The following is a 16,565-nucleotide window of genomic DNA, read 5'->3' as shown; positions in this document are numbered from 1 at the left end:
ACGCCCGCGCCCACCCACCGGCCGACAATCGTGCACGAACGTTGAGCGCTTGTTACCCCTACGTAACCCTTAGGTGGGGCAGATCACTCCGAGTGCTGGTAGGTGGGCGCCGGGACGTCGCGGAAACGCCCGGTTTTCCTGGTCGGCCCCTGGCGGAAACGTTACCGCCAGAAAACCGCCACCGCCGCGTTGACCAGGGTCAACCCGACGATCGCAAGGAAGTGGCCGCGGTTGACCACGTCGCGCTTTCGGGAAAAGAAGACCATGACGAAGATCAGTAGGGCGAGCACCAACTTGGTAACAAGTTTGGCCGGGTCCGGCTCGTTGCCCTCGCGCAGCGGCGCGGAGAGGCCGATTCCGGTCAGCAGCATGATCACGGACCCCCAGAGCATGGCCGGGTTGATCCGCAGCTTTCCGCTGATGTACTGGACGATCGCGCCGCCGAGCAGCAGGGCGAAACCGATCAGATGGACGTAGCGCAGTATCAGTCTGAGAGCTTCCACGCGCACATCCTCCCCCACCAACGACGGATCGTAGTAGCGGGGCGGTTCAGGGCGTGTCAGCCACCGCCCGGGGGCCGACCGGGCGCGGCGACCCGGCGGCGGCCGGGCGCGGCGACCCGGCCGCGGTGGCGCCGGAGGGCCGGCGTCCCACCAGGACCAGCACCAGCCCGACCAGCGCGTACCCGGCCAGGACGGCGAGCGACCGGGCGGACCCGGCGCCGTCGAAGAATGCCACCGAGCGGAGCAGGGTGCCGCCGGCACCCACCGGCAGGAACTGGCCGACCGCGCCCCACGGCTGCGGCAGCAGCTCGGGGGCCGCGCCGACCGCCGAGAGCGGGTTGCCGACCAGGAAGACCAGCAGTGCGCCCAGGCCGAGGCCCGGCCGGCCGAGCAGCGCCCCGAGCCCCGCCACCGTGGCCGCGCCGGCCAACGCGAAGAGCCCGACCGCCGCCGCCTCGGCGAGCGGGTCGCCGCCGAGCACGCCGAGCCAGCCGTGCAGCACGGCCGCGCCGACACCTCCGGCGAGGACGGCGAAGACCACCAGGCCGAGCAGCCGGGCGACCCGGTTGGCGACGGCGAGGGTCAGCAGCGCGCCGGCCAGCACGCTCGCCATCGCGAACGGCAGGAAGCCGGCCGCGAATCCGGCGCCCCGCGGATCGTCCGGATCGGCGGGCACCACCTCGACCACCGGCACCGGACGGCCGGCGGAGAGCTGGGCCGCCGCCTCGGTGAGCAGCGCCGCGACCGTCGGACTGGCGGCCGGCGCGGTGTGCAGGGAGACGCCCTCGGGGCCGGCGACGAAGGCCGCGTACACCTGCCGGTCGCGCAGCGCCCAGTCGGCGGCCGCGGCGTCCGGCAGGGCCGTCACGTCGAAGGCTCCGGGCCGGGCGGCGGCGAGCCGGGCGGCGAGGCCGTCGGCGGCGGGCGCCGGGCCGGCGACGGCGACGGGCAGGTCGCGTGGTGCCAAGTTGACCACCGGAGCGGAGAAGAGGGGCACGAGCAGCGCCAGCAGGACGGCCGCCAGGACGGCGACGCCGAGGGCGACCGAGAGGGGCGGGCGGGTACGGGTCGACATGGTGAGCTCCTAAAACGAACGCTCATTCTCTTATGGATTCAGGCTCCTCCCCTCCCTGGCCGACTGTCAAGTACGAACGTTCGCTTTACGATGTATCCCGTGCCACGCGTCTCCCCGGAACACCTCGCCGCCCGCCGCCGCCAGATCGTCGACGCGGCCCGCCGGTGCTTCCTGCGGGAAGGCTTCCACCGCACGACGATGCAGGACGTGATCGCCGAGGCCGGTCTCTCCGTCGGCGCCGTCTACCGCTACTTCCCGAGCAAGGCGGACCTGATCAACGCGATCGCCGAGGACGCGGTCGGCGGAGCCGAGGTCGTACTCGACGAGGTGCTCCGGCAGGAGCCACCGCTCCCCCTGGTCGAGGCGCTCGACCGCGCGCTGGCGTACGTGGAGACCCAGCTCGGCGACGACGGCGTGCTGCGGATCGCGATCCAGGTCTGGGGCGAGGCGCAGCGGGACCCGGTGCTGGCCGAGTTCGTCGCCGGCAAGTACGACGAAATCCGCCGCCACTTCGAGGCGCTCGTCCGGCGCGCCCAGCGCACCGGCGAGGTGGCCGCCGACGCCGACCCGGAGGCCGTCGCCGCGGCCCTGTTCGGCCTGGTTCCCGGCTGGTTCCTCCAGCGGCTCCTCACCGGCCGCCCGGACCGCGCCACCTACCTCGCCGGCGTCCGCGCCCTCCTCGCCTCCTGACCGACCCCTACCCCACCCGGCCCCGCCCCACCCCGGCGCGGCGGCACGCAGGGCAGGGCGGGGCGCGGGCGGCCCCGGGTCAGGGAAGGCGCCAGGCCTGGAAGGTGGGGCCGTCGGCGGGCAGGGTGACCGTGCCGTCCGGGTCGGGGCGGAGGGCGGGGGCGCCGCCGTAGACGTTCTCCGCCGCCCGCAGCCCGGCCAGGCGGACCGGAACGCCGGCGGCCCGGCGGGCCAGCACCAGCACGGTGCCGGTCGCCGCCTCCCGCAGGAAGACCAGGGTGTCCGCGTCGTGGTGCAGCCAGCGCAGGCCGCCGTGGCGCAGCGCGGGCTCGGCACGGCGCAGCGCGACCAGCGCCCGGTAGCCGGCGAACGTCGACTCGTCCCAGGTCTCGGGCCGGTGCCACGGCATCGGGGTCCGGGAGCCCTCCCCGTTGGTGCCGGTCAGGCCCAGCTCGTCGCCGGCGAAGATCACCGGGGTGCCCGGCATGGTGGCGAGCAGACCGGCGGCGACCTCCTGCCGCGCGGCGTCGCCGACCACGGTGCGGATCCGGGCCGAGTCGTGCGAGCCGAGCAGCTGCCACGAGTGCGTGTACGACCGCCACGAGACCAGCGACCGGTAGGCGTTCATGGTGGCCAGCACGGCGTCGGCGTCCCGCCGCTGCACCCCGCCCGGGGTGCCGAGGAAGTTCGGCAGCGGGTCGTCGCCGTGCCGCAGCCAGGACCAGACGGGGTCGGTGAAGCCGACGTAGTTCATCGTCCCGTGCCAGCCGTCGCGGTCCAGGTCGCCGGTGTGGTCGTGGCCGTGCTCGGCCAGCAGCAGGCCGTCGGCGCGGGTCTCGGCGACCACCCGGCGCAGCAGCGCCGCCACCTCGTGGGTGTACGCGTCGGCGCCCCGCCGCCCGGTCATGTTCGCCACGTCCACCCGCCAGCCGTCCAGCCCGTACGGCGGGCGCAGCCAGCGGCGCAGCAGCGAGTCCTCGGCGGTCGCGAAGCGCCGGCGCAGCTCGGCGCTGCCCCAGTTCAGCTTCGGCAGCGACGTGACCCCGTTCCAGGACTCGTAGCAGCCGGTCACCTCGTCGAAGTAGTACAGCTCCCGCTCCGGCGCGGACACGTCCGAGGCGGCCCGGGTGAACCACTCGTGCGCGTCGCCGGTGTGGTTGCTGGTGATGTCGCCGAGCAGCCGCCAGCCGCGGGCGCGTACGGCGTCGGCGAGCCGGGCCAGCGCGGCGTTCCCGCCGAGCAGCGGATCGACGGTGTCGAAGCTGGACGCGTCGTAGCGGTGGTTGGAGCGGGCCGGGAAGATCGGCGTCAGGTAGACGGTGTTCACGCCGAGCCGGTCCAGGTGGTCCAGCCGTTCGGTGACGCCGTCCAGGTCGCCGCCGTAGAACTGGTAGGGGGTCTCCGGGCCGCGCCCGATCACCGGGGTGTCCCAGTCGCACGGGATCGCCCAGTCCGGCAGGTCGCGCCCGTCGGCGGCGGCGGAGCGGGCGAACCGGTCCGGGAAGATCTGGTAGATCACCGCGTCCCGGGCCCAGGCCGGCGGCGGGGCGTGGGTGACCAGCTTGAAGTCGCCGTTGTCCGGCACGTCGTGGTGCGCCACGCCGGCGGCGTTCAGCCAGCGGTAGCCGCGGCGGCCGGTGAGCATGAACCGGTAGTTGCTGACCGGGTTGCGGGCCTCGACCGGGACCCGCCACCAGACGTCGTCGCCGTCGGTGCGGTCGACGACCGCCTCGGTGAACCGCGGCTCACCGTCGCCGGTGGTGCGCACGTGCACCTGGCGGACGTCGGCGCCGGCCGGCACCCGGACGAAGACGTCGACGGTGTCGCCGAGCGAGGGCTCCTGCTCGGGGACGTACAGGGCGGATCCGTCGTGGTGCGGCAACAGGGACATGGCGGTGCCTTTCGCGTCGAACGGACGGGGAGAGAGAGGGGCCACCCGCCGCGGCCGGTTTCCCGACCGCGGCGGTCGACCCGCGACTGCTCCGGTGTACGTCGGACGCCGACGCCCTTGCCGCAGCGGTGAGCCGAGGAGGCTCAGCCTTTGACAGCTCCGGCGGTGAGGCCGGAGACGATGTAGCGCTGGACCAGTTGGAAGACCAGCACCGTGGGAATGGCGGTGAGCAGGGTGCCCGCCGCGAAGATGCCGAAGTTGTTGTTCCGCTCCCCGGCCACCAGACCGAACATGCCGACCGCGAGGGTCTTGGACTCGCTGTTGGTCAGGAAGACGTTCGCCATCAGGAACTCGTTGATGGTGCCGATGAAGGCGAGCAGGCCGGTCACCGCCAGGATCGGCGCCACCAGCGGCAGCATGATCCGGAAGAAGACCTGGGCGTGCGTGGCGCCGTCCATCGTGGCCGACTCGTCCAGCTCCCGGGGAAGCGTGTCGAAGAAGCCCTTCATCAGCCAGGTGTTCACGCCGAGCGCGCCGCCCAGGTAGAGCAGCAGCAGGCCCCACGGCGTGTTGAAGCCGATCGCCGGCCACAGGTCGGTGATCGTGGTGAAGATCAGGAAGATCGCCACGATCGCCAGGAACTGCGGGAACATCTGGATCAGCAGAAGCGACAGCAGCCCGACGCGCCGCCCGGAGAACCGCATCCGCGAGAAGGCGTACGCCGCCAGCGCCGACAGGAAGACCGACGCGAACGAGGCCACCCCGGCGATCAGCAGCGAGTTGAGGAACCACCACCCGAACGCCGTGCGGTCGAACAGGTCCACGAAGTTGTCGAAGGACGCGCCGGTCGGCACCAGTTCGGTCGAGGAGAGCGTGCCGAGCGGGTTGAGCGCGGCCGAGAGCACGAACAGGATCGGGAAGAGGCTGAACGCGACCGCCAGCACGCCGACCAGGTGACGCCAGCCGACCTGGGCGAACCACCGGTTGCGGCCCCGGCCCGCGGTGCGGTTGCCGGCCGGGGCGGCGCCGGTGCCGCCGCCCGCGACCGAAGTGCCGTGCAGCGAGGTCACGAGTACACCTCCTCCTGCTTGCGGGTGCGCCGGAAGCTCACCGCCGAGACCACCGCGACGATGGTGAAGATGAAGATCGACACCGCGGCCGCCAGGCCGAACTGGGCTCCCTGGGCGCCGAAGGCCAGCCGGTAGGTGTACGTGATGAGCAGGTCGGTCGCCCCCGCGGTCGGGTTGTCCGCCGGGAAGGGGCCACCCTCGGTGGTCAGGTAGATCGCGTTGAAGTTGTTGAAGTTGTACGCGAACGACGCGATCAGCAGCGGGGAGAGCGCGACCAGCAGCAGCGGCAGGGTGACCGACCGGAACGACTGCCAGGGCGATGCGCCGTCGACCGACGTCGCCTCGGTCAGCTCCTTCGGGATGGCCTGCAACGCGCCCGTGGCGACCAGGAACATGTACGGGTAGCCCAGCCAGAGCTGCACCAGGATCACCGCGATCCGGGCCGACCACTCCTGGCCGAACCAGTCCACCCCGATCCCGAACAGGTTGTTGATCAGGCCGAAGTCCGTGTTGAACATGTCCCGCCAGACCAGCAGCATCGCGAAGGACGGCATGGCGTACGGCAGGATCAGCAGGACCCGGTAGAGGTTGGTGCCCCGCATCCGGGGCGAGTGCAGCGCCAGGGCGATGAACATGCCCAGCAGGAACGTGCCGCCGGTCGAGGCGATGGCGAAGGCGAAGTTCCACAGCAGGGTGCCGAAGAACGGCCCGGAGATGGCCGGGTCGGTGAGCACCCGGGAGAAGTTCTCCAGCCCGACGGTGACCTTCCAGCCCTGGGCCAGCCGCTCCCCGTCGGCCGCGACGAAGGCGCCGGTCTCCTCGTCCGCCGTCCAGGTCCGGCCGGTCTCGGTGTCCCGGATGCAGTCGCAGCCGGCGTCGTACGCCCGGACCGCCTTGCCCTCGTAGGCGCGGGACAGGCCGGCGGAGCGCAGCGCGCCCCCGGAGGTCGGCACCACCAGGTCGGTGATCTCCTGGCTGCGCGCGCTGGCCTGACCGAAGTTGAGCACGGTGTAGCCCTCGGCGGCGGTGACCTTGCCGCCCGGCGCGACGGTGACCTGGCCGGCGTCGAGCTGGCGCAGCCCCCCGGTGTCGCCGGCCGAGACCACGCCGGTGGCCGGGTCGGAGACCAGGAAGACGAGCGGCCCGGTCGCCGGGTCGCCCTTGGCGGCGATCGACAGGGCGTACTCGGTGGAGCCGGGCACCTGCTTGACCGAGGCGGTCTGGATGGCGACGACGGCCTCGTCCTTGGTGCCGCGGTGACCGTCGCCGAAGTTCGTGAAGGCGGTGCTCGCCGTGTAGAGCACCGGGACCACCTGGAACGCGATCAGGAAGAGCGTGCCGGGGACCAGGTACTTCGCCGGGATGTGCCGCCGGGTCAGGTAGAGGTAGAACAGCCCGGCGGTGGTGGCGGCCAGGACTGCCAGCCCGATCCACTTCTCCGCCTCGACGAGCGGGAAGGCCGCCCAGATCGCGATCCCGGCGGTCAGGCCGAGCAGGATCACCTTGACGAGCAGACCGGTCGCGGTGATCGGCGCGTGGTGCCGCGCGGTGCGGGACGGGCGCGGGAGCCCGGAGCCGACGGGCTCCCGGCCCGGGTCCTGTGTGGCAGGTCCCGGGCCGGACAGCGACGTGCTCATTACTTGATCTGGCCGGAGATGGTCTTGCCGGCCGCGGTGATCGTCTTGGTCGGGTCGGCGCCGCCGATGATGGCGGCCTCGGCCTTACCGAACGGGTCCCAGATGGTGGCCATGGCGGGGATCGCCGGGAGCACCTGACCGTTCTTGCCGGCCTCCTGGAACTTGGCCAGGTCCGGGTCGGTGCCCTTGACCTGGTCCAGCGCGGCGGTCAGCGCCGGCGGACGGGGCTCGGCGTTGTAGAGCGCCACGGCCAGCTCGGGGGTGGTGACGTGGTTGGCCACGAACTCCTGGGCCAGGGCCTTGTTCTTGCCCTTCGACGCCACGTAGAACGCCTGGACGCCCACGAACGGCTGGGCCTCCTTGCCACCGGCGAAGCCGGGGACCGGGGAGATGTCGTACTTGATGTTGGCCTTCTTGGCGTCCGCGACGGCCCACGGGCCGGAGACCAGGAAGGCGCACTTCTTGCCGGTGAAGGTGGCGATCGCGTTCTCGGGGGTGATCGACCGCTTCAGCGCGCCCTCGCCCTTCTCACCGAGCGCGGCGATCTTCTTGAACGCCTCGATCGACTCCGGCTTGCCGACGCCCAGGTCCTTCGGGTCGTAGTCGCCGTTGGCGGCGGTGCCGAAGAGGTACCCGCCACCGGAGGTGTAGAGCGGGTAGATGTGGTACGCGTCGCCGTTCTGGCCGGACTGGAGGCAGAGGATCTCGCTGGCCTTCTTCTCGGCCTTGAGCTTCTTGCCGGCGGCGACCAGGTCCTCGATCGTCTTCGGCGCCTCGGGGGCCAGCTCGGTGTTGCGGATCAGCGCCAGGTTCTCCATGGCGTAGGGCACGCCGTAGAGCTGGCCGTTGAAGGTCACGGCCTTGACCGCGGTCTCGTTGAAGCCGCTCTTCTGCTCGGCGGCGAGCTGCACCGGGTCGATGGCGCCGTTCTGGACGAGGTTGCCGATCCAGTCGTGCGCGCCGACCACGACGTCCGGGCCGCTGCCCTGCTGCGAGGCGGTGACGAAGTTGGTCTGGAGGTCCTTGGAGACGGCCTGGACCTCGACCGTGACGCCGTTCTCCTGGCCGAACTTCTCGGCGAACGGCTTGAGGGCGGCGGTGCGCTTGTCGTCGGCCCAGATCACCAGCTTGCCGCCGGCGGCGGCCTTGATGGATTCCTTCGCGGCCGGCTCGTCGCTGCTGTCGCTGCCGCAGCCGGAGGCGGCGAGCGCCAGGCCGAGGACGGCGACCACACCCGCGGTACGGATGCGCATCGGTACTCCTGTCGTCATGGCGGCCCGCCGGGGGAAGGCGACCCGCCAGTGGAAACCTCTGTAAATTTCTTGCCAAACCGGCGCCCGATGTGCTGCGCCGCTGCTCTCGCGTGTTGCGGGGACGTTAGCAAGGGGTTTCAGAGAATGGAAGGGCTTGCAGGAGTGTACGCAAGATCTTGCTCGTGAGCTAAAGTGCGGGCCATGCGCGCTCGACTGTCCGACATCGCCCAGCAGGCCGAAGTCAGCGAGGCCACGGTGTCGCGGGTGCTCAACGACCGCCCGGGCGTGGCCCCCGAGACCCGGCAGGCCGTCCTGACCGCCCTCGACGTGCTCGGCTACGAGCGCCCCGCCCGGCTGCGCAAGCGCAGCGCCGGCCTGGTGGGCCTGGTGGTGCCCGAACTGGACAATCCGATCTTCCCCGCCTTCGCCCAGGTGATCGAGTCGACGCTGGCGCAGAGCGGGTTCACCCCGGTGCTGTGCACGCAGACGCCGGGCGGAGTCACCGAGGACGAGTACGTCGAGATGCTGCTGGACCGGCAGGTCTCCGGGATCGTCTTCGTCTCCGGCCTGCACGCCGACACCGCCGCCAACCACGACAGGTACCGCGCCCTGATCGCCCGTCCGCTGCCCATCGTCATGATCAACGGGTACGCGCCGGGCATCTCCGCCCCCTTCGTCTCCTGCGACGACGGCGAGGCCACCGAACTGGCCGTGGCCCACCTGGTGGCGCTCGGGCACCGCCGCATCGGCCTGATCACCGGCCCGGACCGGTTCGTGCCGGTGCAGCGGCGGGTGGCCGGCTTCCGGGCCGCGATGGGCCGGCTGACCGGCGCGGCCGAGGCGGACCTCGGCGAGCTGGCCGAGCTCTCCCTGTTCGGTGTGGAGGGTGGCGAGGCAGCCGCCGCGCGACTGCTGGACCGGGGCGTCACCGGCATCGTCTGCGGCTCGGACCTGATGGCGCTCGGCGCGATCCGGGCCGCCCGGCAGCGCGGCCTGTCCGTGCCGACCGGCCTCTCGGTGGTCGGCTACGACGACTCCCCGCTGATGGCCTTCACGGACCCGCCGCTGACCACCATGCGCCAGCCGGTGGCCGCGATGGCGGTCGCCGCCGTCCGGGCCCTGGTCGACGAGATCAACGGGCACGCCGCCCCGCACTCGGAGTACGTGTTCCGGCCCGAGCTGGTGGTGCGCGGCTCCACCGCGGTCGCCCCGGCCGACGGCACCCGCCCGGCCGGCGGCGGCGCCCCGGGCCGCCAGCGCCCCGCGCCGCCCGCGCTCGCCGTCCCCGCCTGACCGCCCGCCGCGGCTGCCGTCCCGCCGGGACCCGGCGGACCGACCGTGGGCGCTCGCGCGGCGCGACCGGGGCCATCCCTTGCGCAAGAAATGCTTGACTCTTGCAGCACCCGGGCGGCATCCTGCTCAGACCGCGCCTTCCACCCGCACCGCGCCGGGTGTGCTGTCCCGCGCGTCACAGAACGGGGAACCGCTTCCGATGACCGTCAGCAACCCCACGCCGCTGACCTCCGAAGACGACTGGTGGCGTTCCGCGGTCGTCTACCAGGTCTACGTCCGCAGCTTCGCCGACTCCAACGGCGACGGGATCGGCGACCTGCAGGGCATCCGCGAGCGCCTGCCGTACCTGCGCGACCTCGGCGTGGACGCGCTCTGGCTGACCCCCTTCTACACCTCCCCGATGGTCGACGGCGGCTACGACGTCGCCGACTACCGCGACGTCGACCCGATGTTCGGCACCCTCGCCGACTTCGACGCGATGATCACCGACGCGCACGCACTCGGCCTGCGGATCATCGTCGACCTGGTGCCCAACCACACGTCCGACCGGCACCCGTGGTTCCAGGCCGCCCTGGCCGCCGGCCCGGGCTCCGCCGAGCGCGAGCGCTACCTCTTCGCCGACGGCAGGGGCGCGGACGGCGAACTGCCCCCGAACGACTGGGAGAGCATCTTCGGCGGCCCCGCCTGGACGCGGGTGGACGACGGCCAGTGGTACCTGCACCTGTTCGACCCGGCCCAGCCGGACCTGAACTGGCGCCACCCCGAGGTCCGCACCGAGTTCGAGGACATCCTGCGCTTCTGGCTGGACCGGGGCGTGGACGGCTTCCGGATCGACGTGGCGCACGGCATGATCAAGGCCGAGGGCCTGCCGGACGTCGGCTTCAGCACGATGACCACCGGGCAGCGCCAGGTGGAGCTGCTCGGCAAGGGCCGGCTCCCCTACTTCGACCAGGACGAGGTGCACGAGATCTACCGCGCCTGGCGGCCGATCCTGGACAGCTACCCCGGCGGCCGGATGGCCGTCGCCGAGGCGTGGGCCGAGACCCCGCAGCGGCTGGCCCGCTACATCGGCCCGGACGAGCTGCACCAGGCGTTCAGCTTCGACTTCCTCGACGCCACCTGGTCGGCCGAATCGTTCCGCAAGGTGATCGACACCGCGCTCGCCGAGTCGACCATCGTCGGCGCGCCGACCACCTGGGTGCTCTCGAACCACGACAAGCAGCGGCACGTCACCCGCTACGGCGACGGCGCCGAGGGGCTGCGCCGGGCGCGGGCCGCCACCCTGCTGATGCTCGCCCTGCCCGGCTGCGCCTACATCTACCAGGGCGAGGAGCTGGGCCTGCCGGAGGTGCTCGACCTGCCGGACGAGCTACGCCAGGACCCGGCGTTCCTGCGCACCGGCGAGAGCCGGGACGGCTGCCGGGTGCCGATCCCGTGGAGCGGCGAGCTGGCCCCGTACGGCTTCGGGCCGGAGGGCAGCGAGCTGAGCTGGCTGCCGGCCCCGGCGACCTGGCGCGCCCTCTCGGTCGCCGCCCAGGCCGGCGTGCCCGGCTCGACGCTGGAGCTCTACCGCACCGCCCTGCGGATCCGCCACGCGCACCCGGCGCTGGCCGCCGACGCGGGCGGGGTCACCTGGCTGGAGACCGGGTCGGGCGTGCTCGCCTTCAGCCGCGCCGCCGGCGACACCGTGCTGACCTGCGTGGTCAACATCAGCGGTGCCCCGGCCCTGATCGACGGGTACGGCGAGCCGATCGCCGCCAGCGAGGCGCTCACCGGCCAGGGCACGGGTCACCTGCTCCCGGTCGACGCGGCTGCCTGGTTCGAACGGCGCTGAGCGGGTAACCCGTCATCGACCTGGTCGTCCGTTGTGCCCCGCGCCGACGGGCGGCTGGGCCACTGACCCCTTGTGGTGGGGGGTGAGGTGGCGCCGGCGCCTCGTGGAGTCCGCTCCCGGGGCGCCGGCGTCCACCTCGGACGGGTGTCGCCCCCGACCCACCCGGGTACGACGGGCCCATGGTGGTTCGTGTCACGCAGTACACCCTCGACGTCGTCGATCTCGACCTGATGGCCGACTTCTGGTCGGCCGCCCTCGGCTACACGGTCCACGCGGGCGGTGACGGCAGCGCGAAGCTCTGGCCGCCGGACGGCCGGGCCGGTGCGCCGACGGTCTGGCTCCAGGGCTCCGGCACCCCGAAACCCGGCAAGAACCGGCTGCACCTGGACCTCGTCGCCGACGGCGACCCGGCCGACGAGGTGCGCCGGCTGATCGGGCTCGGCGCCCGGCGCGCCGACGTGGGACAGCGCGGCGACGAGGGCTTCGAGGTGCTGGCCGACCCGGAAGGCAACGAGTTCTGCGTGCTGCACCGGCCGCCGCACCGCCCCTGACCACCCGCGCCCCGCGGTCTCGTCGCCCCCGCAAGCCCCGTCCGCGCCCCGCGGTCTCGTCGCCCCCGCGAGCCCCGTCCGCGCCGCCGCGTGGCCGTCCGCGCTCCGATCGGCTCAGGCGGCGCCGCCGGTGAGCTTCGCGGCGATGCGGGCGAAGCCGGCCCGCAGCTCCGCCTCGGTGGGCGGGGCGAGCGGCTCGGTGCGGTGGTTCTCCGCGGCCGCCGCCTCCAGCTCCTCGTCGATGGTGTCCTCGAAGTCGCCGTAGAGGTCGGCCTCCTCGATCCGCGCCGCCTCGTTCTCGGCGGCGACCTGCGCGGCGGCGATCTCGCCCCGGACCTCCTCCGCCGACACCGCCGGCAGCAGCGGCTCGACCACCGCCATCAGCTGCTCCTCGGCGACCACCGCCTCGGCCAACGCGAGGGCGTGCGGCCGCTCGTACGGGCCGCAGACCACCGGCTCCCACTCGTCGGCGTCGCTGAGCGGGCCGAAGGTGATGATCCACGGCAGGCCGAGCATCGGGGAGTCTTCCGGCAGGTCCAGTGTCACGAGTGCGCCCACGCGCCCATCATCGTCCGTCCGCCCCCTCCAGCTCCGGTGATCAAGAAGTTTGGGCCCGAAAGCGGGGTTCTGGAGGCGCAAACTTCTTGGTCAACGCGGAGCTGGGTGGGCAGCGTCGAGAGCCGCGCGGACCAGGGCGAGCGCCGCCGGCGGCGGCACGCCCAAACGGGCCGCCTCGGCGGCGTAGTCGGCCGCCACGCGCTGCAACCGGTCCAGCGCGTCGTCGCGGCCGGGCGCGACGAAGGTGCCGTGCCGGCCCCGGGTCTCCAGCAGGCCGGCCGCCTCCAGCTCCCGGTAGGCCCGGGCCACCGTGTTGGCCGCCAGCCCGAGGTCCGCCGCGAACTGCCGCACCGTCGGCAGCCGGGTGCCGACCGCCAGCCGGCCCGTCCCGATCAGCTCCGCGAGCTGCCCGCGCACCTGCTCGTACGGCGGCACCGCCGAGCCCGGGTCGACCGAGATCCGCACGCCCGCTCCCCCGTTCATCCGGCCCCGCCGGGGGCGCCGGGATCCGTGTCCGCGTCGAGGTCGGCCGGCGGCGGGCCCTCCGCCAGGTCCACCACCCGGCCGCGCCGGCTCGTCGCGGCGAGCGCCGCGCCGAAGAGCACCAGCTGGTTGAGCAGGTAGAGGTAGAGCAGCAGCCCCACCGCGCCCGCCACCACCGTGTACGCCGGATTGCGCTCGGTGCGCACGACGTAGTAGCGCCCGACGGTGTTCAGCAGCGTGATGCCGACCGCGACGAGCAGCACCACGGGGCGCAGCCGAGCGCGGCTCATCCGCAGCCTCGGCACCGCCACCAGCAGCAGGGTGGCCAGCACCGCGTTGACCAGCACGCTGAGCACCGCGCTGACCGTGGTCAGGCCGACCGAGCCGGTGCTGCGCAGCAGGAAGCGCAGCAGCGACTCCAGCGCGTCCACCGCCGCCACCGAGACGCCGAGCAGCACGAAGACGACGAGCAGCACGCCCAGGTCGACCAGGCGGCGTACCACCAGGTTGCCGGGCTGCTGGTTGAGCCCGTACATGAGCCGCTGCGAGGAGCGGATGGCCTCCACCCAGCCGATGCCGGTCAGGGCCAGGATGATCAGGCCGACCACCCCGACCGTGCCGCTGCTGTCGGCGATCTGCACCGGGTCGAGGAACGGCAGGTTCTCCCGCAGGAAGTCGGCGGCGGCGGCGCTGACCTCGTCGTTGTCCTCCAGGATGGCCCCGAAGACCGAGTACGCGACCAGCGCGAGCGCGAACACCGCGAAGAACCCGTAGTAGGCGATCGCTGCGGCCAGCCGCCCGCCCAGCACGTCGTTGTAGAGCACGCCGGCCCGCCACAGGTGGTCGACGGCACCGGACCGGCGGCGCGCGGCGCTGATCCGGCGGTCGATGCCCGCCTCGATGCGGCCCCACACGTTCACGCCGTCATCCTCGCCGATCCATCGCCGTCACGGGGGCAACCGGCCGCCGGCCCTCGCCGGCCCGGCGCGTCGCCCGGTCGGCGTCGTCGCCCCGGCCCACCGGCGGGCGGGGTCAGCCGCCCAGCCGGAAGTCCCGGCGCGGCTGCCACCGGGTCTGCCCGCTGTGCGAGAAGAGGGTGAACGCCTCCACCTCGAACATCGCGGAGAAGTCGGCCAGGTCCTCGTACGCCTTGTCCAGCGCCTCCGGCGCGACGTCCTGCGCGACGGTGACGTGCGGGTGGTACGGGAAGCGCGCCTCGCGGCGCAGCTCCGGGGCGGCGCTGATCGCGGCGGCGAGCAGCTCGCACTCGCTGATCCCGGCGGCCACCGCCACGAAGACCACCTGGGTCACCGGCCGGAACGTGCCGGTGCCCCGCAGGTGCAGCGTGAACGGCAGGTGGGCGGCGGCGACCGCGGTGAGGTGCCGCTCCACCGCCGGCAGCGCCGCCACCGGGATCTCGGTCGGCCCGAGCAGGGTCACGTGCGCGGGCACGACCTGGGGGTCGCCGGCCTCGACCCGGCGTCGGGTGAGCGTGCCGCCCCACGGCTCCGGGATGTCGACCGCGATGCCGATCTGGATGGTGTCACCGGCGTCCGGCGCCCCGTCCCTGCGATCCACGCTCCGCGCCATCCCTCCGGCCACCGACCTGTCCACCCTCACCCGTCGCGTCGCGGCGCTACTCGCCGCGCACCGGCGGGAAGAAGCCCACCCGCTCGTACGCGGCCCGCAGCGTCGCCGCGGCGACCACGCGGGCCTTCTCCGCGCCGGCGGCGAGCAGCTTGTCCAGCTGCGCCGGGTCGTCGAGGTAGGTCCGGGTGCGTTCCTGGATCGGCGTGACGAACTCCCGCACCACCTCGGCGAGGTCCTTCTTCAGGTCGCCGTAGCCCTTGCCGGCGTACGCGGCCACCAGGTCGTCGATGCTCCGCCCGGTCAGGGCGGAGTAGATGGTGAGCAGGTTGGAGACGCCCGGCTTGGTCTCGGCGTCGAAGACGATCTCCCGGCCGGTGTCGGTGACCGCCGAGCGGATCTTCTTGGCCGAGCGGGCCGGGTCCTCCAGCAGGTCGATGATGCCGGCGGGCGAGGACGACGACTTCGACATCTTCGCCGTCGGGTCCTGCAGGTCGGTGATCTTCGCGGTGTCCTTGACGATGTGCGGCGCGGGCACGGTGAAGGTCTGCCCGAACAGCGAGTTGAACCGCTGGGCCAGGTCGCGGGAGAGCTCCAGGTGCTGGCGCTGGTCCTCGCCCACCGGCACGGCGTGGGCCTGGTAGAGCAGGATGTCGGCGGCCTGGAGGATCGGGTAGGTGAAGAGGCCGACGCTGGCCCGCTCGCCGCCCTGCTTCTGCGACTTGTCCTTGAACTGGGTCATCCGGCTCGCTTCGCCGAACCCGGTGATGCAGCCCAGGACCCAGGCGAGCATCGGGTGCTCGGGCACCTGCGACTGCACGAACAGCGTGCTGCGCTCCGGGTCGAGGCCCACGGCGAACAGCTGCGCGGCGGCCAGCCGGGAGCGCTGCGTGAGCACCTTCGGGTCGTGGCCGGCGGTGATCGCGTGCAGGTCGACCACGCAGTAGTACGCGTCGTGGGTGTCCTGCAGGGCCACCCAGTGCCGCACCGCGCCCAGGTAGTTGCCGAGGTGGAACGAGTCGGCCGTCGGCTGGATGCCGGAGAAGACGCGGGGGCGGGCGGGAACGTCGGACATGCCGGCAATTCTGTCAGCAACGCCCGGCGTACGTCATGACGGGCCGGCGGGTCGGCTCGGACCCACCGGCGCCGGAGCGGTGACCTCGCGCCGGGGTTCCGGCACGCGCACGGCGGAGACGGTGAGCCGGGCCACGCGGCGACCCTCCAGCGTGTGTACCCGCAGCAGCCATCCGCCGGGCGGGTCGTCGGCGCCGGCCGGGCCGCCGGCCACCGGCACCTCGTCGCCGGCGACCGGGAGCCGGCCGAGCGCCGCCATCACGAAGCCGCCCACCGTCTCGTACGGCCCCGGGGGCAGGGTCACCCCGGTGCGCTCGGCGAAGTCGGCGAGGTTGAGGCGGCCGTCCACCACGGCGGGCAGGCCGGCGTGCACCGGGTCGGGGGCGCTGTCGTACTCGTCGTGGATCTCCCCGATCAGCTCCTCGATCAGGTCCTCCAGGGTGACGATGCCGGCGGTGCCGCCGTACTCGTCGACCACCACGGCGAGGTGGTGGCGCTCCCGGCGCATCTCGCTGAGTGCGGCGAGCACCCGCTTGCTGCCGGGCAGCCGCTTCACCTCCCGGGTCAGCTCGCCGACGGTGGTGCAGGGGTCGAGGTCGGGGCGCAGCAGCACGTCGCGCAGGTGCACGAAGCCGACCACGTCGTCGTGGGTGCCGTCGACGACCGGGTAGCGGGTGTGCGTCTCGGCCCGAACCAGCCGCTCCGCCTCGGCGATGGTCAGCCGGGCGGAGAGGAAGACCACCTCGGTGCGGGGCATCATCACCTCGCGGACCAGGCTCGCGCCGGCGACCAGCACCTCGTCGATGATCCGGCGCTCGACCGGGTCGAGCAGGGTGTTGGCGGCGACCAGGTCGCGCAGCTCCGCCTCGCTGATCCGCTCCCGACCGGCCGCGGGGCTGGCGCCGAGCAGGGCCGTCACCGCGCGGGTGGCGCCGTCGGCGGCGCGGACCACGATCCGGGCGACGGCCCGGGCCAGCGGGCCCGGCTCGCGGCGCGGTCGCGTCCGGGCACGTCGACGCGGCCCGGGACCACCCGCTTCCCGCATGACAGTGATGGTAGACAGCGC

At 73.1% G+C, this 16,565-nt stretch carries 16 protein-coding genes; 4 read left to right on the top strand and 12 right to left on the bottom strand.

Going from position 1 to position 16,565, the window contains the following annotated elements; genetic code table 11:
• Nucleotides 1-161 precede the first annotated feature (161 nt).
• Both AB0G14_RS05930 and AB0G14_RS05925 read right to left on the bottom strand, forming a co-directional pair.
• Nucleotides 162-503 (bottom strand): hypothetical protein, encoded by a 342-nt coding sequence (locus tag AB0G14_RS05930; protein ID WP_357694185.1) that lies wholly within the window; start codon nucleotides 501-503, stop codon nucleotides 162-164.
• Nucleotides 504-549: 46 nt separating this feature from the next.
• Nucleotides 550-1,578: a hypothetical protein gene (locus AB0G14_RS05925; RefSeq protein ID WP_357694183.1), complete on the bottom strand. Its 1,029-nt coding sequence runs from the start codon at nucleotides 1,576-1,578 to the stop codon at nucleotides 550-552.
• 99 nt (nucleotides 1,579-1,677) lie between these two features.
• Here AB0G14_RS05925 and AB0G14_RS05920 point away from each other — a divergent pair, with 99 nt between their 5' ends.
• Nucleotides 1,678-2,268 carry a TetR/AcrR family transcriptional regulator gene (locus AB0G14_RS05920; protein WP_357694181.1) on the top strand — a complete coding sequence of 197 codons (591 nt, stop codon included), beginning with the start codon at nucleotides 1,678-1,680 and terminating at the stop codon, nucleotides 2,266-2,268.
• A gap of 79 nt (nucleotides 2,269-2,347) precedes the next feature.
• Here the strand turns inward: AB0G14_RS05920 and AB0G14_RS05915 are convergent, their stop codons facing one another.
• The 4 genes from AB0G14_RS05915 to AB0G14_RS05900 form a co-directional block, all read right to left on the bottom strand.
• Nucleotides 2,348-4,159, bottom strand: coding sequence for a glycoside hydrolase family 13 protein (locus tag AB0G14_RS05915; RefSeq protein WP_357694179.1), 1,812 nt, complete (start codon nucleotides 4,157-4,159; stop codon nucleotides 2,348-2,350).
• Nucleotides 4,160-4,302: 143 nt separating this feature from the next.
• The gene (locus AB0G14_RS05910) at nucleotides 4,303-5,112 is read right to left on the bottom strand and encodes a sugar ABC transporter permease (protein ID WP_357694250.1); all 810 of its coding nucleotides are present in this window, start codon (nucleotides 5,110-5,112) and stop codon (nucleotides 4,303-4,305) included.
• Nucleotides 5,113-5,225: 113 nt separating this feature from the next.
• Complete coding sequence (locus AB0G14_RS05905; protein WP_357694177.1) at nucleotides 5,226-6,866, bottom strand: ABC transporter permease subunit; 1,641 nt, start codon at nucleotides 6,864-6,866, stop codon at nucleotides 5,226-5,228.
• Complete coding sequence (locus tag AB0G14_RS05900; protein ID WP_357694175.1) at nucleotides 6,866-8,119, bottom strand: maltose ABC transporter substrate-binding protein; 1,254 nt, start codon at nucleotides 8,117-8,119, stop codon at nucleotides 6,866-6,868. Before AB0G14_RS05900 ends, AB0G14_RS05905 begins: the two co-directional genes overlap by 1 nt.
• A gap of 201 nt (nucleotides 8,120-8,320) precedes the next feature.
• Here AB0G14_RS05900 and AB0G14_RS05895 point away from each other — a divergent pair, with 201 nt between their 5' ends.
• The 3 genes from AB0G14_RS05895 to AB0G14_RS05885 all read left to right on the top strand — a co-directional run bounded on the left by AB0G14_RS05895 (nucleotide 8,321) and on the right by AB0G14_RS05885 (nucleotide 11,797).
• Nucleotides 8,321-9,412, top strand: coding sequence for a LacI family DNA-binding transcriptional regulator (locus tag AB0G14_RS05895; RefSeq protein WP_357694173.1), 1,092 nt, complete (start codon nucleotides 8,321-8,323; stop codon nucleotides 9,410-9,412).
• A 199-nt stretch (nucleotides 9,413-9,611) separates the two neighbouring features.
• Complete coding sequence (locus AB0G14_RS05890) at nucleotides 9,612-11,246, top strand: glycoside hydrolase family 13 protein (protein WP_357694171.1); 1,635 nt, start codon at nucleotides 9,612-9,614, stop codon at nucleotides 11,244-11,246.
• 179 nt (nucleotides 11,247-11,425) lie between these two features.
• Nucleotides 11,426-11,797 (top strand): VOC family protein, encoded by a 372-nt coding sequence (locus tag AB0G14_RS05885; protein ID WP_350679256.1) that lies wholly within the window; start codon nucleotides 11,426-11,428, stop codon nucleotides 11,795-11,797.
• A gap of 114 nt (nucleotides 11,798-11,911) precedes the next feature.
• Here the strand turns inward: AB0G14_RS05885 and AB0G14_RS05880 are convergent, their stop codons facing one another.
• The 6 genes from AB0G14_RS05880 to AB0G14_RS05855 form a co-directional block, all read right to left on the bottom strand.
• Nucleotides 11,912-12,355, bottom strand: coding sequence for a hypothetical protein (locus AB0G14_RS05880; RefSeq protein ID WP_357694169.1), 444 nt, complete (start codon nucleotides 12,353-12,355; stop codon nucleotides 11,912-11,914).
• Between the two features lie 90 nt (nucleotides 12,356-12,445).
• The gene (locus AB0G14_RS05875) at nucleotides 12,446-12,820 is read right to left on the bottom strand and encodes a GntR family transcriptional regulator (protein ID WP_357694167.1); all 375 of its coding nucleotides are present in this window, start codon (nucleotides 12,818-12,820) and stop codon (nucleotides 12,446-12,448) included.
• Nucleotides 12,821-12,834: 14 nt separating this feature from the next.
• The gene (locus tag AB0G14_RS05870) at nucleotides 12,835-13,758 is read right to left on the bottom strand and encodes a YhjD/YihY/BrkB family envelope integrity protein (protein ID WP_357694165.1); all 924 of its coding nucleotides are present in this window, start codon (nucleotides 13,756-13,758) and stop codon (nucleotides 12,835-12,837) included.
• A gap of 112 nt (nucleotides 13,759-13,870) precedes the next feature.
• On the bottom strand, nucleotides 13,871-14,428 hold the full coding sequence (locus tag AB0G14_RS05865; RefSeq protein WP_357694248.1) for a 2'-5' RNA ligase family protein: 558 nt from the start codon (nucleotides 14,426-14,428) through the stop codon (nucleotides 13,871-13,873).
• Nucleotides 14,429-14,474: 46 nt separating this feature from the next.
• A complete protein-coding gene (gene trpS / locus AB0G14_RS05860) occupies nucleotides 14,475-15,500 on the bottom strand; it encodes a tryptophan--tRNA ligase (protein ID WP_350712060.1) in 1,026 nt (341 codons plus the stop codon).
• A gap of 33 nt (nucleotides 15,501-15,533) precedes the next feature.
• Nucleotides 15,534-16,544 carry a hemolysin family protein gene (locus AB0G14_RS05855; protein WP_357694163.1) on the bottom strand — a complete coding sequence of 337 codons (1,011 nt, stop codon included), beginning with the start codon at nucleotides 16,542-16,544 and terminating at the stop codon, nucleotides 15,534-15,536.
• Nucleotides 16,545-16,565: the final 21 nt, after the last annotated feature.

Source organism: Micromonospora sp. NPDC023814 (genome assembly GCF_040639595.1).
GTDB lineage: Bacteria > Actinomycetota > Actinomycetes > Mycobacteriales > Micromonosporaceae > Micromonospora.
The sequence above is the reverse complement of the archived record's forward strand: the minus strand, read 5'-3'. Positions and strand labels throughout refer to the sequence as shown.